Source organism: Knoellia pratensis, from assembly GCF_042666395.1.
GTDB classification, from domain to species: domain Bacteria; phylum Actinomycetota; class Actinomycetes; order Actinomycetales; family Dermatophilaceae; genus Knoellia; species Knoellia pratensis.
In genome coordinates this window covers 1,389,147-1,413,873 of sequence record NZ_JBHTDJ010000001.1, presented here as the reverse complement: position 1 = coordinate 1,413,873, position 24,727 = coordinate 1,389,147, and the positions used below count along the sequence as shown (strand labels likewise).

The 24,727-nt window shown below is 68.5% G+C and carries 22 protein-coding genes; 8 read left to right on the top strand and 14 right to left on the bottom strand.

Annotated elements, in window-relative coordinates; translation table 11 throughout:
• Positions 1-8: 8 nt before the first annotated feature.
• On the top strand, positions 9-383 hold the full coding sequence (locus ACFQRE_RS06780) for a type II toxin-antitoxin system VapC family toxin (protein ID WP_380120232.1): 375 nt from the start codon (positions 9-11) through the stop codon (positions 381-383).
• Between the two features lie 66 nt (positions 384-449).
• Here ACFQRE_RS06780 and guaB read toward each other — a convergent pair whose 3' ends face one another.
• Entirely contained in the window at positions 450-2,069 is a 1,620-nt protein-coding gene (gene guaB / locus ACFQRE_RS06775) for an IMP dehydrogenase (RefSeq protein WP_380120230.1), read from the bottom strand.
• Between the two features lie 262 nt (positions 2,070-2,331).
• Between guaB and ACFQRE_RS06770 the strand changes: the two genes are divergently transcribed.
• On the top strand, positions 2,332-2,619 hold the full coding sequence (locus ACFQRE_RS06770) for a WhiB family transcriptional regulator (RefSeq protein WP_380120228.1): 288 nt from the start codon (positions 2,332-2,334) through the stop codon (positions 2,617-2,619).
• 149 nt (positions 2,620-2,768) lie between these two features.
• On the opposite strand, the gene ACFQRE_RS06765 is transcribed toward ACFQRE_RS06770, so the two are convergent.
• On the bottom strand, positions 2,769-3,458 hold the full coding sequence (locus ACFQRE_RS06765; protein ID WP_380120226.1) for an aspartate/glutamate racemase family protein: 690 nt from the start codon (positions 3,456-3,458) through the stop codon (positions 2,769-2,771).
• A gap of 44 nt (positions 3,459-3,502) precedes the next feature.
• Here ACFQRE_RS06765 and ACFQRE_RS06760 point away from each other — a divergent pair, with 44 nt between their 5' ends.
• Positions 3,503-3,724, top strand: coding sequence for an RNA-binding S4 domain-containing protein (locus tag ACFQRE_RS06760; RefSeq protein WP_380120224.1), 222 nt, complete (start codon positions 3,503-3,505; stop codon positions 3,722-3,724).
• Here the strand turns inward: ACFQRE_RS06760 and ACFQRE_RS06755 are convergent.
• The 3 genes from ACFQRE_RS06755 to ACFQRE_RS06745 are packed head-to-tail and all read right to left on the bottom strand — an operon-like array spanning position 3,708 to position 5,954.
• On the bottom strand, positions 3,708-3,890 hold the full coding sequence (locus tag ACFQRE_RS06755) for a hypothetical protein (protein WP_380120222.1): 183 nt from the start codon (positions 3,888-3,890) through the stop codon (positions 3,708-3,710). The two genes, ACFQRE_RS06760 and ACFQRE_RS06755, sit on opposite strands and share 17 nt — an antisense overlap.
• A gap of 22 nt (positions 3,891-3,912) precedes the next feature.
• On the bottom strand, positions 3,913-4,953 hold the full coding sequence (locus ACFQRE_RS06750; protein ID WP_380120220.1) for a class I mannose-6-phosphate isomerase: 1,041 nt from the start codon (positions 4,951-4,953) through the stop codon (positions 3,913-3,915).
• Complete coding sequence (locus ACFQRE_RS06745) at positions 4,950-5,954, bottom strand: LacI family DNA-binding transcriptional regulator (RefSeq protein ID WP_380120218.1); 1,005 nt, start codon at positions 5,952-5,954, stop codon at positions 4,950-4,952. Before ACFQRE_RS06745 ends, ACFQRE_RS06750 begins: the two co-directional genes overlap by 4 nt.
• Before the next feature lie 441 nt (positions 5,955-6,395).
• Here ACFQRE_RS06745 and ACFQRE_RS06740 point away from each other — a divergent pair, with 441 nt between their 5' ends.
• Positions 6,396-11,279, top strand: coding sequence for a GH92 family glycosyl hydrolase (locus ACFQRE_RS06740; RefSeq protein ID WP_380120216.1), 4,884 nt, complete (start codon positions 6,396-6,398; stop codon positions 11,277-11,279).
• Between the two features lie 111 nt (positions 11,280-11,390).
• Here the strand turns inward: ACFQRE_RS06740 and ACFQRE_RS06735 are convergent, their stop codons facing one another.
• The 3 genes from ACFQRE_RS06735 to groES all read right to left on the bottom strand — a co-directional run bounded on the left by ACFQRE_RS06735 (position 11,391) and on the right by groES (position 14,196).
• Positions 11,391-12,020, bottom strand: a complete 630-nt coding sequence (locus ACFQRE_RS06735; protein ID WP_380120214.1) for a hypothetical protein — start codon at positions 12,018-12,020, stop codon at positions 11,391-11,393.
• A gap of 90 nt (positions 12,021-12,110) precedes the next feature.
• Entirely contained in the window at positions 12,111-13,736 is a 1,626-nt protein-coding gene (groL, locus tag ACFQRE_RS06730; RefSeq protein ID WP_380120212.1) for a chaperonin GroEL, read from the bottom strand.
• 166 nt (positions 13,737-13,902) lie between these two features.
• Positions 13,903-14,196 carry a co-chaperone GroES gene (groES, locus tag ACFQRE_RS06725; protein WP_380120210.1) on the bottom strand — a complete coding sequence of 98 codons (294 nt, stop codon included), beginning with the start codon at positions 14,194-14,196 and terminating at the stop codon, positions 13,903-13,905.
• Positions 14,197-14,461: 265 nt separating this feature from the next.
• On the opposite strand from groES, the gene ACFQRE_RS06720 reads away from it, so the two are divergent.
• The 3 genes from ACFQRE_RS06720 (at position 14,462) to ACFQRE_RS06710 (ending at position 18,799) form a co-directional block, all read left to right on the top strand.
• Complete coding sequence (locus ACFQRE_RS06720) at positions 14,462-15,298, top strand: GNAT family N-acetyltransferase (RefSeq protein WP_380120208.1); 837 nt, start codon at positions 14,462-14,464, stop codon at positions 15,296-15,298.
• Positions 15,299-15,368: 70 nt separating this feature from the next.
• Positions 15,369-17,480 carry a SpoIID/LytB domain-containing protein gene (locus ACFQRE_RS06715; protein WP_380120206.1) on the top strand — a complete coding sequence of 704 codons (2,112 nt, stop codon included), beginning with the start codon at positions 15,369-15,371 and terminating at the stop codon, positions 17,478-17,480.
• A gap of 80 nt (positions 17,481-17,560) precedes the next feature.
• Entirely contained in the window at positions 17,561-18,799 is a 1,239-nt protein-coding gene (locus ACFQRE_RS06710) for a class I SAM-dependent methyltransferase (RefSeq protein WP_380120204.1), read from the top strand.
• A 64-nt stretch (positions 18,800-18,863) separates the two neighbouring features.
• On the opposite strand, the gene ACFQRE_RS06705 is transcribed toward ACFQRE_RS06710, so the two are convergent.
• Together ACFQRE_RS06705 and ACFQRE_RS06700 are read right to left on the bottom strand one after the other, a co-directional pair.
• Positions 18,864-19,694 carry a PfkB family carbohydrate kinase gene (locus ACFQRE_RS06705; protein WP_380120202.1) on the bottom strand — a complete coding sequence of 277 codons (831 nt, stop codon included), beginning with the start codon at positions 19,692-19,694 and terminating at the stop codon, positions 18,864-18,866.
• Positions 19,694-20,665, bottom strand: coding sequence for a nucleoside hydrolase (locus ACFQRE_RS06700; RefSeq protein WP_380120200.1), 972 nt, complete (start codon positions 20,663-20,665; stop codon positions 19,694-19,696). The genes ACFQRE_RS06705 and ACFQRE_RS06700 overlap by 1 nt, the downstream gene beginning before the upstream one ends.
• 38 nt (positions 20,666-20,703) lie before the next feature.
• Between ACFQRE_RS06700 and ACFQRE_RS06695 the strand changes: the two genes are divergently transcribed.
• Positions 20,704-21,999, top strand: a complete 1,296-nt coding sequence (locus ACFQRE_RS06695) for a glycoside hydrolase family 3 N-terminal domain-containing protein (RefSeq protein ID WP_380120198.1) — start codon at positions 20,704-20,706, stop codon at positions 21,997-21,999.
• Positions 22,000-22,081: 82 nt separating this feature from the next.
• On the opposite strand, the gene tsaD is transcribed toward ACFQRE_RS06695, so the two are convergent.
• From tsaD to tsaE, 4 genes are read right to left on the bottom strand one after another with little or no spacing between them, the layout of a single operon-like run.
• Positions 22,082-23,128, bottom strand: coding sequence for a tRNA (adenosine(37)-N6)-threonylcarbamoyltransferase complex transferase subunit TsaD (tsaD, locus tag ACFQRE_RS06690; RefSeq protein WP_380120196.1), 1,047 nt, complete (start codon positions 23,126-23,128; stop codon positions 22,082-22,084).
• Complete coding sequence (gene rimI / locus ACFQRE_RS06685; RefSeq protein ID WP_380120194.1) at positions 23,125-23,631, bottom strand: ribosomal protein S18-alanine N-acetyltransferase; 507 nt, start codon at positions 23,629-23,631, stop codon at positions 23,125-23,127. The genes tsaD and rimI overlap by 4 nt, the downstream gene beginning before the upstream one ends.
• Positions 23,628-24,290, bottom strand: coding sequence for a tRNA (adenosine(37)-N6)-threonylcarbamoyltransferase complex dimerization subunit type 1 TsaB (gene tsaB, locus ACFQRE_RS06680; RefSeq protein WP_380120192.1), 663 nt, complete (start codon positions 24,288-24,290; stop codon positions 23,628-23,630). Before tsaB ends, rimI begins: the two co-directional genes overlap by 4 nt.
• Positions 24,284-24,727 (bottom strand): tRNA (adenosine(37)-N6)-threonylcarbamoyltransferase complex ATPase subunit type 1 TsaE, encoded by a 444-nt coding sequence (gene tsaE / locus ACFQRE_RS06675; RefSeq protein WP_380120458.1) that lies wholly within the window; start codon positions 24,725-24,727, stop codon positions 24,284-24,286. Before tsaE ends, tsaB begins: the two co-directional genes overlap by 7 nt.

The window sequence follows — 24,727 nt, the reverse complement described above, 5'->3', positions numbered from 1 at the left end:
CGGCAATCGTGGCCATCCACGAAGGCGAACCCGAGCGGGCACGTTTCGTCGACGTCCTCGCCACCTCGCGGGGATCCTTGATCTCGGCGGCGACCTATGTCGAGTGCGGCATCGTCCTGGACCGCAAGCGACCGGAGCAACCTGCCAGCAGACTCGATGACCTCCTCGACCAGTTCGACATCGAGGTCGTGGCCCTCACTCCGGAGCAGGCCCATGTCGCTCGACGGGCTCACCGACGCTACGGACGCGGGTCGGGCCATCCGGCCAAGCTCAATCTGGGTGACTGCTACTCCTACGCCCTGGCGATGAGCGAGGACGAGCCCCTGCTCTTCACGGGCGAAGACTTCACCCACACCGACGTCAAGGACGCCTCAGTCGGCTGAGGCGGCCACCACGAGGTCGGATGCCGATGTGTAGCCAGTGGGTCACTTCAGTGTGACCTACCGACCTCAACGTGACGAGGAGTAGTTCGGTGCCTCGACGATGCCGTGGATGTCGTGCGGGTGGCTCTCCTTGAGACCCGCCGTGGTGATGCGGATGAACTGGCCCTTGGCCTTGAGCTCGGGCACGGTGCGCGCACCGACATAGAACATCGACTGGTGCAGGCCACCCATGAGCTGGTGGACGACGGCGCCGAGTGGGCCGCGGTAGGGCACCCGACCTTCGATGCCCTCGGGCACGAGCTCGTCATCGCTCGCAACATCTGCCTGGAAGTAGCGGTCCTTGGAATAGGACTTCTTGCCACGCGAGGCCATGGCCCCGAGCGAACCCATGCCGCGATAGGCCTTGAACTGCTTGCCGCCCACGAACACCAACTCGCCCGGCGACTCCTCGCAACCACCGAACAGCGACCCGATCATGACGGTGTCAGCACCGGCGACGAGGGCCTTGGCGATGTCGCCGGAGTACTGGAGGCCGCCGTCACCGACGACGGGGACACCGGCGGCGCGACAGGCCAACGAGGCCTCGTAGATCGCGGTCACCTGCGGGACACCGACACCGGCGACGACACGAGTGGTGCAGATGGAGCCCGGCCCGACGCCGACCTTGACGCCATCGGCACCGGCGTCGACCAGGGCCTGCGCCCCGGCGCGGGTGGCGACGTTGCCAGCGAGGATCTGCACGTGCTTGGTGGCCGGGTCGCTCTTGAGGCGCCTGATCATGTCGAGCATGAGTCGAGCGTGACCGTTGGCGACATCGGGGACGAGGACGTCGACGCCCGCGTCGACGAGGGTGGTGGCGCGCTCCCAGGCGTCGCCGAAGTAGCCGACTGCCGCGCCGACGAGGAGGCGGCCCGAGCCGTCCTTGCTCGCGTGGGGGAACTGCTCGGACTTCACGAAGTCCTTGACGGTGATGAGGCCGGTGAGTCGACCCTCGCCGTCGACGAGCGGGAGCCGCTCGCGCTTGTGCAGGCGCAGCAGGCTCGTGGCCTCTTCGTGGCTGATGTCCTCGGCGCCGGTGATGAGCGGCATGTGCGTCATGACGTCGCGCACGAGGGTCGTCGCCCACTCGGCGACGGGCGTGAAGCGGAGGTCGCGGTTGGTGACGATGCCGAGCAGGTGCATCCCGGGGTCGACGACCGGAAGGCCGGACACGCGGTAGCGGCCACACTGCTCGTCGAGATCCTCGAGCGTGGCGTCGGGACCGATCGTCACCGGGTTGGAGATGCGCCCGGTCTGGGTCCGCTTGACGAGGTCGACCTGGTAGGCCTGGTCCTCGATCGACAGGTTGCGGTGAAGGATGCCGAGCCCGCCTTGGCGGGCGATCGCGATGGCCATGCGGGCCTCGGTCACGGTGTCCATGGCGGCGGAGATGAGCGGCACGCGCACGCTGATGTCGCGGGTCACGCGTGACGTCGTGTCGACCTCGCTGGGAATGACGTCGGTCTCGCCCGGCTGCAGCAGGACGTCGTCATAGGTGAGCCCCAGAGCGGCGAAGGGGGTCGGGAGCGCGGGCTGCGCAGCGTCGGCCGCGCCGGGCTCAGGGGCCTGCGTGGTCAATGGCGCCGACGCCGCAGCGGCGAGCTCGGCCTCGAGGTGGGTGGAGTGACGGTCAACACCAAGGCTCATTGCCCAAGTCTAGAGCAGCCCCCGCGCGGCTCCGAACCAGCGAGAACCTGCCCACGCCCTGGTCAGGAACGGACGCGACTTTCTGGCCTCAGAATGGCGCTGACCTGAGGATTTCCGCACCCCTGCCCGACTTTGCCAACTTCTTACCTGCCGCAGACCCGCGCCTTGCCAACCCGTTCCTAGCCTGATGCTGCGCACGCAGGGGCGCGTGATGACAACGGGTGGCCGACGACGCCGTCGACCACCATGGACAGGAGGGGTCATGACTGACATCGCACGACTGCCGAAGCCGACGCTCGACGTCTGGGAATGGCAGTTCGACGGACATTGCCGTCAGGTGAGCCCTGAGGTGTTCTTCCACCCGGAGGGTGAGAGGGGCAACCAGCGACGCAGTCGCGACGACCGCGCCAAGGCCGTCTGCGACACCTGCCCGGTCCTCAAGCTGTGCCGCGAGCACGCACTGATGTCGCGTGAGCCGTACGGCGTCTGGGGCGGAATGACCGAGGAGGAGCGCATTCGCACCCTCAACCAACGTGAGCTCGCCAGCTGACCTCGATCAGCAGCGAGTGACCAAACGACCGGACGGCTGGGAGCGACCAGGGACGCGCTCAGCTGTCCGGCACTCCAGTCGGGTGGCTGGGAGCGACCAGGGACGCTCTCAGCCGCCCGGCAATTTCTTGGGCACCAGCAAGGCGTCGGTCAGCCGAGCAGGAAGTCGACGCCGGCGTCGGCGTGGATCCGCGTCGTGTCATAGAGCGGGACCGTGCTGTCGTGCTCGCGCACGAGCAGCGTGATCTCGGTGCACCCCAGGATGACCGCCTCCGCACCTCTCTCGACAAGGGACGCCATCACGTCGCGATACGCATCGCGCGACGCGTCGAGCACGACGTCGAGGCAGAGCTCGTCGTAGATGATCCGGTGGACCTCGGCTCGCTGGGGTGCGTCGGGAACGATGACCTCGAGTCCCTTGGCCCGCAGGCGCCCGACATAGAAGTCCTGCTCCATCGTGAACGCCGTCGCGAGCAGCCCGACCGTGCTGACCCCGTCGGCGACGATCGCGTCGGCCGTCGCGTCGGCGATGTGGAGCAGCGGGAGCCCCGAAGCCTGCTCGAGCTCGTCGGCCACCTTGTGCATCGTGTTGGTCGCGACGAGCAGGGCCTCGGCGCCGCCGCGAGCCAAGCCTTCGGCGGCCCTCGCCAGGATGGCAACCGTGGCATCCCAGTCGCCCTCGTGCTGGGCCTTGGCCACAGGGTCGAAGTCGACGCTGTGGAGGAGAAGTTGGGCCGAGTGCAGGCCACCGAGACGGGCCACGACCCCTTCGTTCAGGAGGCGGTAGTAGGTCGCCGTGCTCGTCCAGCTCATGCCACCGAGGACTCCGAGAGTGCGCATGCTTCGCACAGTAGGCCACCGCTCTGGGCACCTATCCTTGAGGCGTGACACCTACCGAGATCCCCATTGCGGGCGAGAGCATCCGCCTCGGCCAGCTCCTCAAGTTCGCGTCCGTCGTCGAGGACGGTGCTGACGCCCGAGCCGTCGTCGAGGCCGGCGAGGTTGAGGTCAACGGTGAGGTCGACATCCGCCGCGGCCGCCAGGTGCGCCCGGGCGACACGGTGACCTACGCAGGCGAGACCTTCGCCGTCATCGCCGAGAGCTGAGATCGACTTCGTGCCCCGCACGGACGGCGAGCGCCAGCGAGTTGTCCGTGCGGGGCACGAAGTCGAAGTCAAGAACAGGGGCGAGCGCCAGCGAGTTGTCCGTGCGGGGCACGAAGTCGAAGTCAAGAACAGGGGCGAGCGCCAGCGAGTTGTCCGTGCGGGGCACGAAGTCGATGGGGTGGCAGGGTTCAGGGGGCGGGCGGCATACACCGGATGAGGGTGACGTCGCCGCTCACGGTGACGTCACCGGCAGAGAACGGGACCAGCAACACGTCGCCGGCGCGCACCTCGCGTGCGCCGTGCGCAGACGTGAACGTCCCGTGGCCGTCCACGACGACAACTGCGGCGTATGCCGCGCCCACCGTCACGTCGCCCGTCACCGGCCGCACGACCTCGGCCCGGAAGTAGGCACTCGCCTCGTCGGGCAGGGCCGAGCCGAAGTCCTCGACATCGGCCCACCGGCGCCGCAGGGTCTCAAGCCGCTCCGGCGTGACCGGGCCGTGGTCAACGCTCAGCAGCGCAAGCGGTCGCTCGAGTCCGAGGAAGGCATGGTCGAGTTCGAGGCCAAAACGCCTGTGCTCCAACATGACCGAGAAGTCAGTGGGTTCCTGGAGCTCGAGGATGAGGACACCCTCGCCGATGGCGTGCGGCTGTCCGGCCGGCACGAGCACGGCGTCGCCGGCAGACACCTTGATGGGGTTGAGGGCCGCGAGGAGCTGGTCGTCCTGCGCGTCGACCAACTCGGCGAGGGCCTCGGCAGAGAGCTCGTCACGAAAGCCCACCCACACGGTCGCTCCCGGCTCGGCAACGAGGACGATCCAGGCCTCGGTCTTGCCGTGGTCGCAGTCGAGGTGGGCCGCCGCGAAGGCCCGGCTCGGGTGCGAGTGGACGGGGAGTCGCTCGCCGCTGTCGAGGAGCTTCGTCAGCAGGTTGGGGTCACCGCCGAAGCGCGCGACGTGCGCCTCACCGAACCACCCGTCGGCATCGGCAGCGAAGGCATCAGGCAGCTCGCGCCCGCCGTCCAGCGTCGTCACTCCCCCACCGCCCTCGGCGAAGAGTCGAGCCGTCGAACCGATCCAGTCCTCGGGACGGTAGCCGTCGAACTCACTCGTCGGCGTGATGCCCCGGAAGGAGAAGATGCGCTCGCCCCCGCGATAGAACCGCCGGGGCGTGTTGGTCGCAAGAGCCGCGGTCGTGGCGTGCGCCGCGCTCGTCGAGGTGTCGGTCATGAATGGGCCTTCCGAACTGGGACGGATGAAGGGAGACGGCCGGACTCGCGCACGATGAGCCGCGTCGGCATGACGACCGTCTGGGCGGGCGACTCGTCGCCGAGGAGGCGCGCGAAGAGTTGGAGAACGGCCTTCTGACCAATGGAGGCCGGGTCCTGGTGGACCACCGTCACGGACGGCTCGATGAGGTCGGCGAGCTCGAAGTCGTCGTAGCCCACGAGCCCCATCTGGACGCCGGCCCGGCGCATGGCATGCAGGGCGGCGAGGGTGACTCGGTTGTTGCCGGTGATCACTGCGGTCACGGGTGTGCGCTCGCGCGACCAGCTGCCCAGTCGCTCGACGAGGGACTCAGATGTGTGCGGCCCCATGACGACCCGGGTGTCACCGGGTAGCCCGAGCTGGTCGTGGATGGCGACGAACGCCTCACGGCGTTTGCGCGCGGTCCAGAACTCTGCGTCGTCCCCGAGCAGGGCGATGCGTCGGTGCCCGTGGGCCACCAGGTGCTCGACGGCACTGCGCACCCCGCCCGCGTTGTCGCTGATGACGGTGTCGCACGGTTCACCGCGCACGGGCCGGTCGACGTAGACGATGGGAGTGCCGCTGGCGGACACGCTCGGGTCAGTCGCGGGACGCTCGCCGGCGGGCACCACGACGAGACCGTCGACCCGGCGGTTGATGAGCCCTTCAAGGACCACGCGCTCCCGGGTCGGGGAACCCTCCGCGGACGCCGTGATGAGCTGGTACTGCCGAATGCGCGCCTCACGTTCGACCGCGGCGCCGATCTGGGAGTAGAAGGGGTTGGCGAGGTCCTCGACGACGAGGGCAATGGTCTGCGTGCGCCCCTGCCGCAGGATGCGTGCCCCGTCGTGACGCATGAAGCCGATGCGATCAATGACGCCCCGCACGCGCAACTCGGTGTCGCGTCGTACCCCTGGCTCTCGATTGACCACCCTCGACACCGTCTTGACGGAGACGTGCGCCTCATCTGCCACGTCGGCCATGGTGGGCCGCGCGGATGTCCGTTTACCTGACAACGCTGTCACAGGTCGATCACACCAAACTCCGCGCTCAACAGCAACGTGAGTGCGCGTGCCGGGGTTCTCTACATGAGGTTTTGTCCGATGGCATGTCTTCACCGGACAAGGTGACGCCCTTGTATTGCGGAGCGGACGGCATACCGGGAGGGTCTTGCACGATGGCCGGTCGAGGGAGATCGGTCACTGCTCAACGACGAGCCCGGAGGAACCATGCGCTTGACCACCGCCGTCCCCAGAGGACTGACCGCAGGAGCTGTTGCCCTCGCACTCGGATGGGCTTGCGCCCCCGGGACCGCAACTGCAGCTCCACCGCAAGCAGCCCCACCGACCGCAGCAGTCGAGGGAGGTGCGTGGTCGACCTCGTTCGAGGCCGGCCAACCGCAACCCCTCGAATCCACCGTCGAGGTGGACTCGACCGGACCGCGCCAGCAGAACGTCACCGGTGGCACCGCCGCCGACGGCAGTCTGCTCGGAGCCGTCACCGCAGTCACGGCGAGCGCCGAGAACGCGCCCGGCGAGGTTGCCGCCAACCTCACCGACGCCAACCCGGACACGAAGTGGCTCGCGTTCGCCTCGACCGGCTGGGTCCGCTACCAACTGTCAGCTCCCAAGCGCGCACTCACCTGGTCGATGACCTCCGGAGACGACGCCCCTGAGCGCGACCCCAAGAACGTCACGCTCCAGGGCTCGACCGACGGCACGACGTGGACCGACCTCGACCAGCGCACCGGTGTCGTCTTCGCCGGGCGCAAGAGCAAGCAGACGTTCACCGTGACGACGCCCGGCGACTACGGCTTCTACCGCCTCAACGTCACGGCCAACAACAGCGGCAACATCATCCAGCTCGCTGACTGGAACCTCTTTGGCGCAATCGACCCGAACGAGCCGGCACTGACCCCCATCGCGTCAGTGGTGGGTGCCGGTCCGCGCTCCGGCTTCAACATCAAGTCCCAGGTCGGATGGACCGGGGTCAAGGCCTTGCGCTACGGCGGCAGGCACACGGCAGCCGGGCGCGGGTTCGCCTGGAACCGCCTCTTCGACGTGGATGTGCCTGTGGGACAACGGTCCCAGCTCACCTACAAGATCCTCCCCGAGATGATCCCGGGTGACCTGAGCTACCCGTCGACCTACTCCGCCGTCGACCTGCGCTTCACCGACGGGACGTTCCTGTCCGGGCTCGGCGCCACCGACAGCACCGACACCGCCGCCTCGCCCAATGGGCAGGGTGTCGGCAAGATCCTCTACGCCTCGCAGTGGAACTCGGTCGTCATCGATCTCGGCACCAAGGCCCAGGGCAAGACGATCGACGCGATCCTCCTCGGCTACGACAACACCGCGAGCCCCACGAAGGACACGACCTTCAGTGGCTGGGTCGACGACATCAAGGTCGATCCCGCTCCCGTTGCGCTCGACCGCTCCAGCCCGACGTATGCCGTGGACGTGCGTCGCGGAACGAACTCCAGTGGGTCGTTCTCGCGCGGCAACAACCTGCCGATCAGCGCTGTTCCCAACGGTTTCACCTTCTTCACGCCGGTGTCCGACGCGAACTCGCAGTCCTGGCAGTACTACTACCAGGCCGGCAACAACGCGCAGAACCGACCGATGCTCCAGGGCCTGGGGATCTCGCACGAACCCTCCCCCTGGATGGGTGACCGCAACCAGATGTCGGTCATGCCCTCGATCAACCAGGGTGTCCCGACCGGCAGCGCCACGGGACGCGCCCTGGCCTACGACCACGCAGACGAGGTCGCCCGCCCGGACCACTACCGCGTCCACCTCGACGGCGGCATCATCGCCGAGACCGCACCCGCCGACCACGGTGGCGTGTGGCGCTTCACCTTCCCCGAGGGCACACCCACGAGCAACCTCGTCCTCGACACCGTCGACAACAACGGCAGCTTCACCGTGAATGCTGCCGCGGGCACCGTGGACGGCTGGGTCGACAACGGCAGCGGACTCTCCGTGGGACGTAGCCGGATGTTCATCCACGGCGTCTTCGACCGTCCGGCGGCGTCGACCGGCGTTGCGCCTTCCGGGCACACCGGCACCCGCTACGCCAAGTTCGACACGACGACGGACCGCGACGTGGAACTGCGCATCGCGACCTCCTTCATCTCGCTCGACCAGGCCAAGCGCAACCACGACCTCGAACTCGCCGGAAAGACGTTCAACGACGTCCAGGGCGACGCCAGGGCCAAGTGGGACAAGCGACTCAATGTCGTCGAGGTCGAGGGTGCCAGCGACTCCGAGGCACGCACGCTCTACTCGAACCTCTACCGACTCAACCTCTACCCGAACAGCCAGTTCGAGAACACCGGCACGGCCGCTGCGCCGCGCTTCCAGTACGCCAGCCCCGTGTCGGCAAAGTCCGGCAGCGCCACCCCGACGACGACCAACGCCGCCGTCAAGGACGGCAAGATCTACGTGAACAACGGCTTCTGGGACACCTACCGGACCGTGTGGCCCGCCTACTCCCTCCTCTACCCGGAGGTGGCTGCCGAGATCGCTGACGGCTTCGTCCAGCAGTACCGCGACGGTGGCTGGGTCGCCCGTTGGTCCTCCCCGGGCTACGCCGACCTGATGACCGGCACCAGCTCGGACGTCTCGTTCGCCGACGCCTTCGTCAAGGGTGTGGCCCTGCCGGACAAGGTCGGCACCTATGACGCGGCGCTGAAGAACGCCACCGTGCTGCCGCCCTCCTCCGGTGTCGGCCGCAAGGGACTGGCCACCTCGCAGTTCCTCGGCTTCACCCCGGAGAGCACGCACGAGAGTGTGTCCTGGGGCCTCGAGGGTCTCGTGAACGACTTCGGCATCGGCAACCAGGCCGCGAAGCTCGCCACCGACCCCAGCGTTCCGGCCGCTCGCCAGGCCACCCTCAGGGAGGAGTCCGAGTACTTCCTCAAGCGCGCCACGGAGTACACCAACTACTTCGACAGCAAGACGGGCTTCCTGCGGGTGCGTTCGGCCAACGGTGAGTTCGCGCCGAACTTCGACCCCGACGTGTGGGGCAACGGCTACACCGAGACCAACGGCTGGAACTTCGCCTTCCATGCACCTCAGGACGGCAACGGTCTCGCCAACCTTCTCGGAGGGCGGGCCGCCATGGCGGACAAGCTCGACGAGTTCTTCACGAGGCCGGAGACCGCGACCAAGGTCGGCTCCTACGGCGGCACGATCCACGAGATGATCGAGGCTCGCGACGTCCGGATGGGCATGTTCGGGATGAGCAACCAGGTCTCGCACCACATCCCCTACATGTACAACTGGACCGGCAAGCAGTCGCGGACCGCTGAGAAGGTGCGCGAGATCCTGCGCCGTCTCTACGTCGGTGGCGACATCGGCCAGGGCTACGCGGGCGACGAGGACAACGGCGAGCAGTCGGCCTGGAACATCCTGTCCTCGCTCGGCATCTACCCGCTCCAGGTCGGTTCGGCGCAATGGGCAGTCGGCTCACCGAAGTTCACCAAGGCGACCGTGCACCGCACCAAGGGTGACCTCGTGGTCAACGCTCCGGCGAACTCCGCGAAGAACATCTACGTGCAGAAGCTCACCGTCAACGGTGACGGGCACAAGGGCGTCTCCATCCCGCACAGCCTGATCGCGGGTGCCGCGACGATCGACTTCGCCATGGGGTCCTCGCCGTCGGACTACGGGACCCAGCCGAACGCCGCTCCCCCGTCGCTGACCAAGGGTGACGCGATGCCGGCACCACTGCGTGACGCCACCGGGCCGACCGCGGGCACCATCACGGCACCTGCCGCGACCACTCCCGCCGCCCTGTTCGACAACAGCTCGACCACGGCGACGACGTTCAACACGACGACGCCGACGGTGACCTACAGCCTCTCGGGCATCGGTCAGCGGGCGACGTTCTACACGCTCACCAACGGCGCTGCCGCCGGCGAGCCAAGCGCGTGGCGGGTCGAGGGCAGCAAGGACGGTCGAACCTGGACGACGATCGACAGCCGCACCAGCCAGGCCTTCGCCTGGCGCACCCAGACGCGGCCGTTCAAGATCGCCGCACCCGGCACGTACACGGCATACCGGCTCGTTGTCACGGCGAGCACCGGGACACCGACGCTGTCGGAGATCGAGTTCCTCACAGACGGTTCACACGCCCAGAACACCGGGCTCAAGGTGAGCGCGTCCAGCGCTTTGGAGGGAATCGAAGGTACCCCGATCAGCGGTGCGGTTGCGACCTTCTCCGGCGGCAAGGGATCAGCTGTGGGCGACTTCAGCGCCACGATCGCGTGGGGCGACGGAACGTCGTCGGCCGGCACGATCACCGCTGGTGAGCTCGGCTCGTTCACCGTCAAGGGTGAACACACCTGGGCCGCGCCCGGCGTCTACGAGACGGTCGTGACCGTCAAGGACCCCAAGGGTGAGGCGAGCGCCGTTGGCTCGGTGACCGTGCACCAGGCGGTCGTCCCGTCGTATGCCGCAGGGTTCGACCTCGTCTGCATCGGCAACCCCGGTGAGCAGAGCGTCTGCGACGGCGACCAGGCGGGCGTCTCACGCCCGGCACTGGCCGAGGCCGGCGCTTCACCGGGCAAGCTGATCACCGTGCCGGGCACGGACCTCAAGTTCTCGATGCCGGCGATCCCTGCCGGTGAGAACGACAACGCCACCGGTGCCGGACAGACCCTGCCCGTCACCCTCGCCCCGGGCGCGACCAAGCTGAGCCTCATCGGCACGGCGACCCAGAAGGACCAGGACACCATCGGCAAGGTGACCTACACGGACGGGACGAGCACGGCATACCCGATCCAGTACGGAGACTGGTGTGGCGGTGTGAAGTTCACCAACATCCTCGCGGTGGAGATGACCTCACGCCTCAACGGCACGAGCACGGACGGCTGCCACCTCAAGCTGTTCGCGACCGCGCCTCTCACCATCCCCGCCGGCAGGACGGTGGCCTCGGTGACCCTGCCGACGCAGACCGGCGACCCGCACGCCAACGGTCGGATCCACGTCTTCTCCGTGGCCGACAACGGCACTCCCCTGACGGTGACGCCCGCATCGGGCGCGACCGCCAAGGCCGGCGTCGCCTCGACGGTGACGCTCGGCACCGCCAACGGTGGGGTGCCCGCCGCTGACGGCTACACCGCCCGCGTGGCCTGGGGTGACGGCAGCCCCACCACGGACGCCACCGTCACAGTGGCTGCCGATGGCACTGCCACTCTCTCCGGATCACACACCTGGGCGACTCCGGGTGCGTACACCGTGCGAGTCCTCGTCGGTGACAGTCGCAACGACACCGTGGCCACTGTGGCGGTCAACGTGACCTGACATCTGGTCCTCCGACCAGTCGAGATAGACCGACACGCTGTGCGCGTTCAACCGCGCGCAGCGTGTCGGTCTATCTCGAGTCAGATCACGTCCCACAACTCACCCTGCCGCCTAAAGAAGCCCAGCAGCGGTGACGGCGAGCCACAGGGCAAAAAGCAGGGCCAGCGCAGGATGGACAGACCTCTTCACGCTTGGCTCAATGCCTCGTGTATTCGCTGTGGTCGGCTCGGTGGTGGGAACGACGATGTGTCCGCGCATTGAGTCCAAGACACTGCGCTCCAGACCCCAAAGGCGCACGACGTGCTCTCCGCACACCAGCCGGGGGAACATGACACCTTCACGCAGGGTCTCGAGGCATTCTGCAGGGAGGGTCCACCTCGTCAAGGGATTCACGATGCGCACCACTCCCGGTGCCGTGCGCACGAGCGGCACGGCCCAGATGGCAAAGCCGATCACGCTCAGAGTTGCGAAGAAGAGGTGGATCGACACCAATTCAGTGTCCAACTGGGTCCCATCGGTCCCTTGTGACGGGGTGTAAACGCTGAGTGGGTCGAGGAAGGAAACGAAGAAGAACAGCCCGTAGCCGAGGAGCCATCCAGCTACCTGATTGACCCGATTGCGCCACACCCCAACGCCGCGCCCCACCTGCGACTCTCTTCCATTCACAGGGGAAAGTTGAGCACGAACTGATCGTCCGAGCATCCAGTCCCGGTGCGTGTCAGCGAGCCGGGTGCGCACCACACGAACGCACGTATGCCGCGTGCTCCCCCTGTACGGGAGCACGCGGCATACGCGTTGTGTTCAGAAGCGCTGGGGCTTCACGGGTTCAGCTCAGTGGCTGTGGCCGTGACCGCCGCCGTGGCTGTGACCAGCCCCGCCGTCCTCGTCGACCTTCTTCTCGACGACGAGGGTGTCCGTCGTGAGAACCATCGACGCGATCGACGCTGCGTTGCGCAGGGCCGAACGGGTCACCTTGACCGGGTCGATGACGCCGGCCTTGATCAGGTCGACGTATTCGCCGGTCGCGGCGTTGAGGCCCATGCCCGGCTCCAGCTCGGAGACCTTGGCGACGGCGACGTAGCCCTGGAGACCGGCGTTCTCGGCGATCCAGCGCAGCGGCTCGGCCGCGGCCTTCTGCACGATGGTGGCGCCGACCTTCTCGTCACCCTCGAGACCGAGCGTGTCGATGACCTTGACGGCCTGGATGAGAGCCGAGCCGCCACCGGCGACGATGCCCTCTTCGATGGCCGCGCGGGTCGCCGAGATGGCGTCCTCGATGCGGTGCTTCTTTTCCTTGAGCTCAACCTCGGTGTGGGCACCGACCTTGATGACGCAGACGCCACCGGCGAGCTTGGCGAGGCGCTCCTGGAGCTTCTCGCGGTCCCAGTCGGAGTCGGTGCGCTCGATCTCGGCCTTGATCTGGTTGACGCGGCCATCGACCTCGGCGTGGTCGCCCGAGCCGTCGATGATCGTCGTGTTGTCCTTGGTGACGACGACGCGACGCGCCTGACCGAGAACGGTGAGGTCGGCCGTGTCGAGCTTGAGCCCGACCTCTTCGGCGATGACCTGGCCACCGGTGAGCACGGCAATGTCCTGGAGCATCGCCTTGCGACGGTCTCCGAAGCCGGGAGCCTTGACGGCCACGACGTTGAACGTGCCACGGATCTTGTTGACGACGAGCGTCGACAGGGCCTCACCGTCGATGTCCTCGGCGATGATCACGAGCGGCTTGCCCGACTGGACAACCTTCTCGAGGATCGGGAGGACGTCGGCGATGGCCGAGACCTTGCCCTGGTTGATGAGCACGTAGGCGTCCTCGAGGACGGCCTCCATGCGCTCGGGGTCAGTGACGAAGTAGGGCGAGATGTAGCCCTTGTCGAACTGCATGCCCTCGGTGAACTCGAGCTCGGTGGACGCGGTCGAGGACTCCTCGACGGTGATGACGCCGTCCTTGCCGACCTTGTCGAACGCCTCGGCGATGGTGGCGCCGATCTCCGGGTCCTGGGCGGACAGGGAGGCGACGGAGGCGATCTCGTCCTTGCCGTCGACCTCGCGGGCCGTCTCGAGCAGCTTCTCGGACACGGCGTCAACGGCCTTGTCCATGCCGCGCTTGAGGCCGGCCGGAGCCGCACCGGCGGTGACGTTGCGCAGGCCCTCGCGGACCATGGCCTGGGCCAGGACGGTTGCGGTCGTCGTGCCGTCACCGGCGACGTCGTTGGTCTTGGTCGCGACCTCCTTGGCGAGCTGGGCGCCAAGGTTCTCGTAGGCGTCCTCGAGCTCGATCTCGCGAGCGATGGTGACACCATCGTTCGTGATCGTGGGGGCACCCCACTTCTTGTCGATGACGACGTTGCGGCCCTTGGGGCCGAGCGTCACCTTGACGGCGTTGGCGAGGGCGTCGACGCCCCGCTCGAGCGCCTTGCGGGCGGAGTCGTTGAACTCCAGTTCCTTGGCCATGAATGTCCTTGTCTGATCGTTGCGTCTGCGCCCGTGGTGGCTCTGGCAGCCATCGACGCAGACGCAAGCAGTGGTGGTGATGCGCGTATGCCGTGAGCTCACCGTGGGAGGTGAGCCCACGGCATACGTGGTGGTTCAGATCTTTGTGCCGAGCGAAACCGCTCGGTCAGCCGACGATGGCGAGGACGTCGCGAGCGCTGAGGATCAGGAACTCCTCGCCGCCGTGCTTGACCTCGGTGCCGCCGTACTTGCTGTAGATGACCTTGTCGCCGACGTTGACGTCGAGCGGGACACGGTTGCCGTTGTCGTCGATGCGACCGGGGCCGACCGCGAGGACCTCGCCCTCCTGGGGCTTCTCCTTCGCGGTGTCCGGGATAACGAGACCGGACGCCGTCGTCTGCTCGGCCTCGAGCGACTTGATGACGATGCGGTCCTCGAGCGGCTTGATGGAAACCGACACTGTGTGACCTCCCCTTTGGGATGAGTCGAAGGTGGACAATGGAGCTGCAAAATGTGCGCCGAACTGTGGATCCAACACGCCGTCGCGGGGGTCGAGTCGGTCCGCCTGCGCTGGCACTCACACGTGGCGAGTGCCAATGACCCAAATCTAGGTCGCCGTTAGCACTCGGTCAACTCGAGTGCCAAAAGTTCTCACCGTGTTCGCTGTGGGCGGAGCGCCACGTAAAGCGATTGCGGCGACCGCCTTCGAGCGCAAGGGTCAGGGCATGACCGAACCCGATCCCGCCTCCTTGCTCGAGGCCTACGACAGCCAGCTCCGCCGCGATGCCGAGGTCCCGTCCGCGCTGAGCACCACGGCGCTCGGGCCGCTGCTGCTCGCGACCTACCTGGGCGGGCGCGGATTCATCACCTATCGCGACCTCGCCACCGACGAGGGACCGGCCACGGAGGAGTCGGTGCGTGGGCTCGTCGAGGGGGCGTTGGCGCACTACCGGGCGATGCCCGAGATCCTCCAGGTCGAGTGGAAGACGCGCGGACACGACCATGCCCCGGGACTGCACGAGGCACTGGTGGCCGCCGGTTTCGAGGCGCAGGAGAGCGAGTCGGTGATGATCGGCGACGCCGCCCTCCTCGCTCTGGATCTCGACCTGGCGCAGGGTGTCACCATCCGTCGCCTCACCGACGAGGACGACGTCCTGCGCATGCTCGCGATGCAGAGCGAGGTCTTCGATGACGCACCCGACGAGGCTGCATCACATGCCGAGCAGATCCTGCACCGCCTCCGCACGGCCGACGACATGGAGATGTGGGTCGCTGAAGAGGGTGGCGAGATCGTGAGCGCGGGCCGGCTCGAACCCGTCGAGGGAACCGACTTCGCCGGCATCTGGGGCGGGGCCACCCGACCGGAGCATCGGGGCCGCGGGATCTACCGTGCGCTCACTGCGGCCCGGGCCCGATCGGCCATCGCACAGGGCAAGCGCTGGGTCAACAGCGACTCCACCGAGTTCTCCCGACCGATCCTCGAACGATCCGGCCTCATCAAAGTGTCGACCACGACGCCCTACGTGTGGAAAAGTGCCAGACACACGCCGGCCACCACCTGATCGACAAGGGGTGTGGCGGGTCCTCGCCATGACACTGTCGTCGCCGCACCACTTTGGGGATGCTGATCCAATGAACCGTCTCACCTCGGTCGTCGCTACCGCGATCCTCCTGGCCGCACCCATGACCGCAGTCGCGAGCGCCTCGTCCGCCTCGTCCGCAGCTCCTCAGGGCACCACCGCACCGGCGGCGAAGCCCGCCAAGTCGACCCCTGCCGCCGACACGTTGGCCACCGAGCGCGTGAGAGACGACGCGACACCGGCGGTGGCGTCCGCTGCCGCGGCGACCACCGGGCCGGTCATCGCACTGAACGGGCGCGGCTTCGGGCACGGACGCGGGATGTCGCAGTGGGGTGCGCGCGGAGCGGCGAGCCAGGGACAGACAGTCGCGCAGATCCTCAACTTCTACTACCCGGGGACGACGGCAGCAGACATCGGCAACCCCGAGGTCCGGGTCAACATCACCGCGATGAACCAGCGCTCGACCGTTGTCGTCGCCGAGTCGGGCCTCACCCTCACTGACGGAACGTGCACTGATCCGCTGACAAGGACTGGTGCCACGCAATGGCGCACCACGCCTCTCGCGGGCGGCGCGTGGAAGCTCGAGGCGTACGTCCCGGCCAACTCGAGCTGGTTCGTGGTGACGCCAGCCTGCGCCAGTTTCGCGTCGGCAAAGCACCTCACGTTCGTCGGCGACGGTTCGATCGCGAGCTCGGTCATCACGCTCGTCACGCCGTCGGGCAATCGTCAGTACCGCGGTGGGCTGCGGTCCACCATCGTGCACCTGCCCAGCGGGAGCGGCGGCGCCTACGTCAGCGGCACGGTCAACGTGCTCGCGATGAACGCCTACCTGCGCTCGGTCGTTCCGGCCGAGATGCCGGCCTCCTGGGGTCTCGAGGCGGTCAAGGCGCAGGCCGTGGCCGCACGGTCCTACACCGCGGCCCGACTCGGCAGCCCCAACGGCTTCGACATCTGCGACACCACGGCCTGTCAGGTCTACCCAGGACTGACGAGCTCCAACCCCGAGCACCCGAACTCGGACGCCGCGATCACGGCCACGAGCGGCCAGGTGCGCAAGTACGGCACCGCCATCGCCCAGACCGAGTTCAGCTCGACCAACGGCGGCCAGATCGTCGGGTCGAATCTGCCCTACCAGGTCTCGAAGACCGACCCCTACGACGCTGTGTACGCCGAGGCGCCCGACACCTGGTCCTACCTCACGATGCCGGTGAGCGCGATCGAGAGCGCCTGGTCGAGCATCGGGATCTTCCGGTCGATGAAGATCTCGCGCACCGGTGTGGGTGCCTGGTTCGACGGCCGCGCGTCCTCGATCGAGCTGACGGGTACGACCGGCACCCAGAGCGTCAGCGCGGAGACCTTCCGCTCGAAGCTCAACCTGCGCTCGACCTGGTTCATCCCCGTGGGGTCCTCCGTCGGCACCGACTTCGCCGGCAACGGGTTCTCCGACCTCATCGCGCGCGATGCCGCTGGCACTCTGTGGAACTACCCCGGTGACGGCCGCGGGGGCTGGCTGCCCCGCACTGCCATCGCCACCGCGTGGCCCGCTGCGCCCGAGGTCCTGGCGCCGGGCGACTTCTCGGGCGACGGCATACCCGACCTCATGCGCCGCACGTCCGCAGGAGCGTTCACCCTTCACCTCGGATCAGGAACCGGCACGATCGCCTCGACGAAGTCCCTGGGCGGTGGCTGGCAGGCGTTCAACGCCATGGTGGCCCCGGGCGACCTCAACGGCGACGGAGCCGTCGACCTGCTCGTGCGCGACTCCACCGGAACCCTGTGGCTCTATCCCGGCAACGGCGCTGGCGCCTTCAAGGCCCGCATCAGCAAGGGCACCGGCTGGGCCTCGATGCAGGAGCTCGAGGCGGTCGGCGACTTCAACGGCGACGGCGGCTCCGACCTCATCGGCAAGACCAGCGCCGGGGTCCTCTTCCTGTTCCGGTTCTCGGCCACGGGCAGCTACCTGGGACCCGTCGAGATCGGTCACGGGTTCCAGGCGTTCACCGCCTTCACGGGTCTTGGGGACGTCGATGGCGACGGGCCGTTGGACCTCGTGACCCGGGACTCGGCAGGAGTCCTGTGGGCCTACCGCGGCACGGGGACCGGCACTCTGCTGAACCGGGTGAAGATCGGATCCTCGTGGACGCCGCTGATGTTCGGGAGCTGAGGGCCGACCCACCTGCACCGGTGTCGCCGTAGTCGGGTGCCCAAGGAGCCCCATCGACGGGCGAATGAGAAGGTTGGCCCGTGGACGTCAGCACGGTGAGGGCCCTTGCTGCCCCTGAGGGGCAGGAGCTGTTGCGTTCCCTCCCGCCCTACAGCGACTCCGACGTCCTCACCCTGCACGACCGCCTCCGCCGCGCCGGTCACTCGTCGGACCTCACGGCTGCCGCACTGACCCAGCAACGACTGCGAGCCAGGGCCACCGCGAAGTTCGGCGAGTTCGCGGCCGACATGCTCTTCACCCCCGACGGGCTCGAGCAGGCCACCCGCCTCGAGGTCGCTGTCGCTCACGCCCACCGGTTCAGCCGGGCGAGTCTGGCCCAGGTGCACGACCTCGGCTGTGGCATCGGGGCCGACGCCGTCACACTGTCCTCGCTCGGCGTCACCGTGCGCGCCGTCGACTCCGACCCCGTGACCGCCGCGGTGGCCGACGCCAACCTGAGGCCGTGGCCGGACTCTCGGGCCCGGGTGGGCCACGCCGAGGACGCCGACTTCGGCTCCGACCCGGGGCGCAACCGAGTGGGTGCCTGGCTCGACCCGGCCCGTCGCACCCGTGGCGTCGCCGACATCACCGGCCGCACCCGCCGCACCTTCCGGCTGGAAGAGATCTCGCCGTCCTGGGACTACGTGCAGCAGGTCGCTGCGGCCGTGCCCGCCACGGGAGTCAAGCTCAGCCCCGGCTTCGACCACGCCGCCGTCCCCAACGGCACAGAGGCCCAATGGACCTCGTGGGCCGGCGATGTCGTCGAGTGCGCCATCTGGTGGGGACCGCTCGTCATGGCCCGGGGTCGCACGGCCCGCGTCATGGGCCCCGACGCGTCACCCATTGTGGTCACCGAGTCCATGGCCGACCCCGTGCCACCGAGTGCCACTTCCCTGACCGACGTGGGCGCCTGGCTCCACGACGTCGACAAGGCCGTGATCCGGGCCGGACTGGTGGGTGCCGTCACCCGCAGCACCGAAGGCATGGAGTCCGACGAGGGGACGGGTTATGTCCTCACCTCACGCAACGTGTCGTTGGCCTACACGCGCCGGTATGCCGTCCACGAGGCGATGCCGTTCACCGTCAAGAGCCTGCGTGGTTGGCTGCGCGAACACGGCGTCACCGGGCTGACCATCAAGAAGCGCGGGATCCGCCTCGACGACGAGCAGCTGCGCCGCGACCTCAAGATCGGCACCAAGGCCGGCAGCGGTGAACAGGCCACGGTCGTCCTGACCCGTGTCGGCGGATCCCCCGCCGCCCTCATCGTCTCCCCCGCCTGACCCTGTTGCTTCGTCTGCGGATTCGGCGGTTCTAGCGACCGCATCCGCAGACGCAAGGTTGGGGTCAGAGGGCGGGGTCGGGTTGGGCGCCTGGGTGCTGCACTGCTGCTGCGCCGGCTGCGAGCGCGGCGTCCAGGGAGGTGGCGCGGTCGGCGCCGGCGGCGAGGGCCGCGGCGAGGGCTCCGCAGAAGGCGTCTCCTGCTCCGGTGGTGTCGCGCACTGCCAAGGGATCCACGCGATGCGCCGGGACGGTTTCGCCATCCCAGGTGACGCCGTTGGCGCCGAACGTGACAAGCAGTGAGGCGGGTTCGGCGCCGGACTCGGCGAGAGCCACCATCTCGTGCTCATTGGCGACCACGGGGTCGCCGAGCGCGATCACGTCAGCCGGGAGGGCGGCATACGGTGCGGTGTTGATGACGACGCGGGCGCCGAGGTGCGCCGCCCGCCGGGCGGCACCACAGACGATGGGGAGCGGCACTTCGAGTTGCAGGAGGAGCACGTCTCCCGGGCCGAGCTCATCGACCGCAGCGATCTCGGTGGCGTCGAGGAGCCCGTTGGCACCGGGGATGACGATGATGCTGTTCTCGCCCCGGTCATCGACGGCGATCAGGGCGTGCCCGCTGGCGGCGCCCTTGAGCGTACGGACACGGGACACGTCAATTCCGTTGTGGCGCAGGCGTTCGAGGTATGCCGCCCCGCCTCCGTCGTCGCCCACGCAACCCACCATGAGCACGTCGGCGCCCGCCGCTGCGGCGGCAACAGCCTGATTCGCGCCCTTGCCTCCGGCCAGTCGGTCCAGCCCCTCACCCAGAAGGGTTTCGCCGGGGCTGGGATGGCGTTCCACGCGGGTGACGAGGTCGACGTTGAGCGACCCGAGGACCATGACGCGCCCCATCAGAGACCGCCCTTGATGGTGTCGAGCCAAAGCCGGGCAACGCGCGGTCCGTCGATCTCGAGGGCAACGTCGACCTGCGCGTGGGCGAGTCCGTGGGGGTCGTGGTCCATGTCGCCCGTCCAGTCGCGGGTGTCGACGATGGTGCGGCCACGAGTCCAGTTGCCGGAGAGCTCGACGCGAACCGGCAGCCGTTCGGTCCGCACAGCCTCGGGATCGATGATCATGGCCACCGCGCCGGCGTCGCCGATCGTGGCACTGTCACTGTCGAACCGTCCGCTCATGAAGCGCATGAGACCGGCGCCCAGCGCCCCGGGACCGCGCTCGTCGAGAGCAGCGAGCTCGTCCGCATCGGCGAGGGTGATCTGCGGCCCGTAGAAGACGTCGAGGCCATACATCGTCACCGGCACGTCGTGGTCGACACTCGCGTCGAGCGCGATGGCGGTGGCCTCCGGGTCGTGGAAGACATTGAACTCGGCCGACGCGGTCGCGTTGCTCACCATCGCACCGCCGCCCATGAAGACGATGCGACCGATCCGGGCGAACGACTCGGGATACATGCGTGCGAGCAGGGCGATGTTGGTCATCGGCGCCAGCGGCACGAGGGTGACGGGGGTTCCCTCGGCCGCAGCGGTGTCGATCGTCTCGCGCAACAGGTCGACCGCATGACGCTTGTCGACGGCGCCCTGCGGCGCTGGCCAACCGAGGTCGGCCATGCCGTCGTCACCGTGGACGTGGCGCGCGTCGACGGGGCGCTCGAGCAACGGGTGCGATGCCCCGGCACCGACCGGGACCGAGGTCGCGCCGCACGCCTCGAGCACGGTGAGGGTGTTGCGCACGACGTCTGGCAGGGGCGCGTTCCCGCCGACGCAGGTGACCGCGCGCAGGTCCAGTGCGGGGTGGAGCGTCGCCAGAATCAGGGCGCACGCGTCGTCGACTCCGGTGTCGACGTCGAGGATCACAGGAAGGGCCATGGGCCGAGCGTATGCCGTGCGTCGGCTAGCGTCGTGGGGTGACTTCCCGCGCCACGACTCCTGCCCGCCGCCGCCTCACCGCCACTGTCGCAATCTCCCTCGCGGGCGTCCTCGCTGCGGGCTGCGGTGGGGGCGAGACCCCTGATGGCGACGCCTCCCCAAGCCCTTCGGGCTCGGGGTCGACCGTGAGCACCACAGCGCCGGGCACTGCGTCATCGACGCCGTCCGCCTCGGCCTCCGCGAGCGCGAGCTCGTCCGCGTCAGGCGAACCGGCGAAGGTGAGCGCCTGCGCCCGGAGCAAGGCCGACGCCCTGTCGGAGGAGCAGGCGCTGGGCCAGCTGTTCATGGTCGCGTTCGACACGGCGGCGTCCAGGACTGCGCTCGACGGCCTCATTGCCGACCAGCACGTCGGCAACGTCATCTACCTCGGCGGCTGGGACGGCGCCGCCCGGGTCAAGCAGACGAGCGCACACCTGCAGGCGCAGGCGACGACCGCCGCGACGGCCGGCATACCCCTGCTTCTCGCCGCCGACCAGGAGGGCGGTGAGGTGCGGCAGTTGCGTGGTGCAGGCTTCTCCGTGGTCCCGTCCGCCAAGGTCCAGGCCCAGATGTCGCCCTCCGCGCTGACCGCCGCCGCCAAGGCCTGGGCGGGCGAGCTCAAGGCCGTCGGGATCAACGTCAACCTCGCGCCGGTCACGGACACGGTGCCCGCCGACATCGGCAAGGCCAACGAGCCGATCGGCAAGTACGGCCGTCAGTACGGCTCCACGCCTGCGACCGTCACCAAAGCCTCGACCGCGTTCCTCAAGGGCATGATCGAGGGCGGCGTCATGGGCACGGTCAAGCACTTCCCCGGTCTCGGCCGGGTTCAGAACAACACCGACTTCAACACGAGCGGCATCACCGACACCGTGGCGACGCCCAAGGACTCCTACCTCGCGCCGTTCACTGCCGGGGTCAAGGCGGGCGCCGGTCTCGTCATGGTGAGCTCGGCGCGCTACCCGGGCCTCGACGCCACCAAGACGCAGGCCATGTTCAGCAAGCCGATCATCACCACCCTGCTCCGCGGCCAGCTCGGCTTCGAGGGTGTCGTCATCACCGACGACATCAACGCCAAGTCCGTCCGCTCGATCCCGGCCGCCAAGCGCGCCGTGGACTACATCGCGGCGGGCGGCGACATCCTCCTCACCGGCGACCCGAAGTCGGTGCCGACGATGGCCAAGGCTCTGGCGGACAGGGCCCGAGCCGACGAGGCGTTCGCCACCCAGCTCGAGTCCTCGGTGCTGCGCGTCGTGGCGCTCAAGGAGCGCATGGGCCTGGTCCGCTGCAGCTGACCGTCTCCGACTTCGTGCCCCGCACGGACGGCGAGCGCCAGCGAGTTGTCTGTGCGGGGCACGAAGTCGGAGACGGGGGCGGTCAGTTCTGGATCTGGGTGACGGGCATCGACGAGTCAGCGGGCAGGTCGAGGCGTGAGGCGTCGCGGCCCTTGAGGACCATCTGGGCGCCGAGGGCGGCCACCATCGCCCCGTTGTCGGTGCACAGCCCGGGTCGCGGCACACGGAGCTCTATGCCGGCCGCATCACAGCGGGACTGGGCCATCGCCCGCAGTCGCGAGTTCGCCGCAACGCCGCCACCGATCTGCAGGTTCTCGGCTCCCTGTTCGCGGCAGGCCAGGACCGCCTTGCGCGTCAGCACGTCAACGACGGCCTCCTGGAAGGACGCGGCGACGTCGGCGACGGGCACCGGCTCCCCCGCCACCTCCTTGGCCTGGACCCACCGTGAGACAGCGGTCTTGAGTCCCGAGAACGAGAAGTCGAAGCGGTAGCGCTCCATGTCGCGTCCAGTCGTCAGCCCTCGCGGGAAGTCGATGGTGACCTGGCCGTCGCGCGCCATGCGGTCGATGTGCGGGCCGCCGGGGAACGGCAACCCAAGAACCCGCGCCACCTTGTCGAAGGCCTCGCCCGCGGCATCGTCGATGGTCGAACCAAGGCTGCGGATGTCACACGTCACGTCGGGGACAAGCAGTAACGACGAGTGCCCACCGGAGACGAGCAGGGCCATCGTGGGTTCGGGCAACGGGCCGTGCTCGACGATGTCGACGGCGACGTGCGACGCGAGATGGTTGACGCCATAGAGCGGGATGCCGAGCGACAGCGCCAACGCCTTGGCCGAGGCGACGCCGACCATGAGCGAACCGGCGAGCCCCGGCCCGGACGTCACCGAGATGGCGTCGAGATCACGTAGCTGGACTCCCGCCTCGCGACAGGCCCGCTCGATCGTGGGCACCATCTCCTCGAGGTGTGCTCGGCTGGCGACCTCAGGCACGACTCCGCCAAAACGCGCGTGGTCGTCGACGCTGCTCGCGACCGCATCGACGAGCAGGGTCTCGCCGCGAACGATGCCGACGCCCGTCTCGTCGCAGGAGGTCTCGATGCCCAGGACGAGCGGCTGCTCGGAGCTCATGACTCAATTCCGTTCTGTGCCAACATTTTTCGCATCACGATGGCGTCCACGTTGCCCGGTTGGTAGTAGCCGCGGCGCACGTTGAGCACGTCATAGCCACGTCGGTCATAGAGCGCGCGTGCCGGGGAATTGTCGGCTCGGACCTCGAGCATGAGGGCTTCGGCTCCGACCGCCGCCGCACGCGTCTCGAGCTCGTCGAGGAGCTCGCCGCCGAGACCCGTGCCCCGGTGCCCGGGCGCCACGGTGATCGTCATGAGGTCGGCGACCTGGCCGCTGTGATCCAGACCGGCGTATGCCGCCAGCTCACCTTCGCGGTGTAGAACGACGTAGTCCCGGCGTGGCCTCCCGGCCAGTTCGCCCCACCAAGAGGCCTCGGTCCACGCGTCGTCGGGGAAGGCCTCGGCCTCGAGGGCGACGAGGTCGGGGATGTCGGTCCACGCGAGTTCACGCAGCCCAGCCATCACCTCGGTGGCGTCCGTGAATGTCGCGTCCTTGACTGTCACCTTCGCGCCGCCCGTTCGGCCGTCGTCAGCGCATCGGGGCGACGCAGATAGAGCGGCTCGACGGACATCGGCTCCCCAGCCTGGATCCGGGCCACGGCGACGCGCGCCAACACGGCGGCGTCGACGTCGAGGATGGGCAGCGCCGTCGCGAACAGTTCGGGATAGAGCACCGGTCCACGCCCGGCTGTCGGCAGGGCGCGCACATCGTCGGGGAGGTCGGCGGGACGGTCGACGGCGGGTTCGGTGAGGCGCTCGACGGAACCGGGGCGGACGGCATACCGAGCCCAGTAGACCTCCTTGCGGCGCGCGTCGGTGGCCACGAGCAACTTGCCGTCGGCGACGAGTTCGGCTGCCTGCGCGGCGAGGGCGTCGAGGCTGCAGACACCGTGCACCGGCACTTCGAGGGCATGCCCCATCGTCAGACCGGTGACCATGCCGACCCGCAGCCCGGTGAACGGCCCGGGACCGACACCGATCGCCACACCGGTGAGATCGGACGGCCGCTTGTCCGCGTCGGACAGGCAGGTGGCGATGAGCGGCGCCAGCCATTCGGTGTGGGCTCGAGCATCGAGGTGAGAACCCTGCGCGATGGCCCGGGTTTCGTCGTGCAGGGCCACGGTGATGGCCGATGTCGACGTGTCAATGGCGAGGATCAGCACGGCACACCGGCCTTCCAACGGTCGCCGTGGCCGGTGACGGTGACCGTGCGCGACTCGGTCGCCGGGTCGGCCTCAAGGACGATCTCGAGCCGATCATCGGACAGCTCTTCGGCGACGCCGTGCCCCCACTCGACGACGGTGACGCTCTCCTCGAGGGAGGTGTCGAGGTCGAGGTCGTCGAGCTCGGCCAGTCCGCCCAACCGGTAGGCATCCACATGCACGAGCGCGGGCCCACCCACGAGCGAGGGGTGGACGCGCGCGATGACGAAGGTCGGGGAGGTGATCGGGCCGCGCACGCCCAGACCGGCCGCGAGACCCTGGGTCAGCGTGGTCTTGCCGGCGCCGAGTCCGCCGGTGAGGATCACGAGGTCGCCGACCCGTAGACCGGCGGCGAGGGTCTCGCCGAAGGCCCGAGTGTCATCGGCCGTCGTGAGCAT

Excerpts from the sequence above, each read along its gene's own strand:
- tsaE (WP_380120458.1), bottom strand. The coding sequence starts at position 24,727 with ATGCTCACGACGGCCGATGACACTCGGGCCTTCGGCGAGACCCTCGCC.
- ACFQRE_RS06765 (WP_380120226.1), bottom strand. The coding sequence starts at position 3,458 with ATGCGCACTCTCGGAGTCCTCGGTGGCATGAGCTGGACGAGCACGGCG.
- ACFQRE_RS06700 (WP_380120200.1), bottom strand. The coding sequence starts at position 20,665 with ATGGCCCTTCCTGTGATCCTCGACGTCGACACCGGAGTCGACGACGCG.
- ACFQRE_RS06745 (WP_380120218.1), bottom strand. The coding sequence starts at position 5,954 with ATGGCCGACGTGGCAGATGAGGCGCACGTCTCCGTCAAGACGGTGTCG.
- ACFQRE_RS06770 (WP_380120228.1), top strand. The coding sequence starts at position 2,332 with ATGACTGACATCGCACGACTGCCGAAGCCGACGCTCGACGTCTGGGAA.
- tsaD (WP_380120196.1), bottom strand. The coding sequence starts at position 23,128 with ATGAGCTCCGAGCAGCCGCTCGTCCTGGGCATCGAGACCTCCTGCGAC.
- ACFQRE_RS06720 (WP_380120208.1), top strand. The coding sequence starts at position 14,462 with ATGACCGAACCCGATCCCGCCTCCTTGCTCGAGGCCTACGACAGCCAG.
- ACFQRE_RS06705 (WP_380120202.1), bottom strand. The coding sequence starts at position 19,694 with ATGGGGCGCGTCATGGTCCTCGGGTCGCTCAACGTCGACCTCGTCACC.
- guaB (WP_380120230.1), bottom strand. The coding sequence starts at position 2,069 with ATGAGCCTTGGTGTTGACCGTCACTCCACCCACCTCGAGGCCGAGCTC.
- ACFQRE_RS06715 (WP_380120206.1), top strand. The coding sequence starts at position 15,369 with ATGAACCGTCTCACCTCGGTCGTCGCTACCGCGATCCTCCTGGCCGCA.
- groL (WP_380120212.1), bottom strand. The coding sequence starts at position 13,736 with ATGGCCAAGGAACTGGAGTTCAACGACTCCGCCCGCAAGGCGCTCGAG.
- ACFQRE_RS06750 (WP_380120220.1), bottom strand. The coding sequence starts at position 4,953 with ATGACCGACACCTCGACGAGCGCGGCGCACGCCACGACCGCGGCTCTT.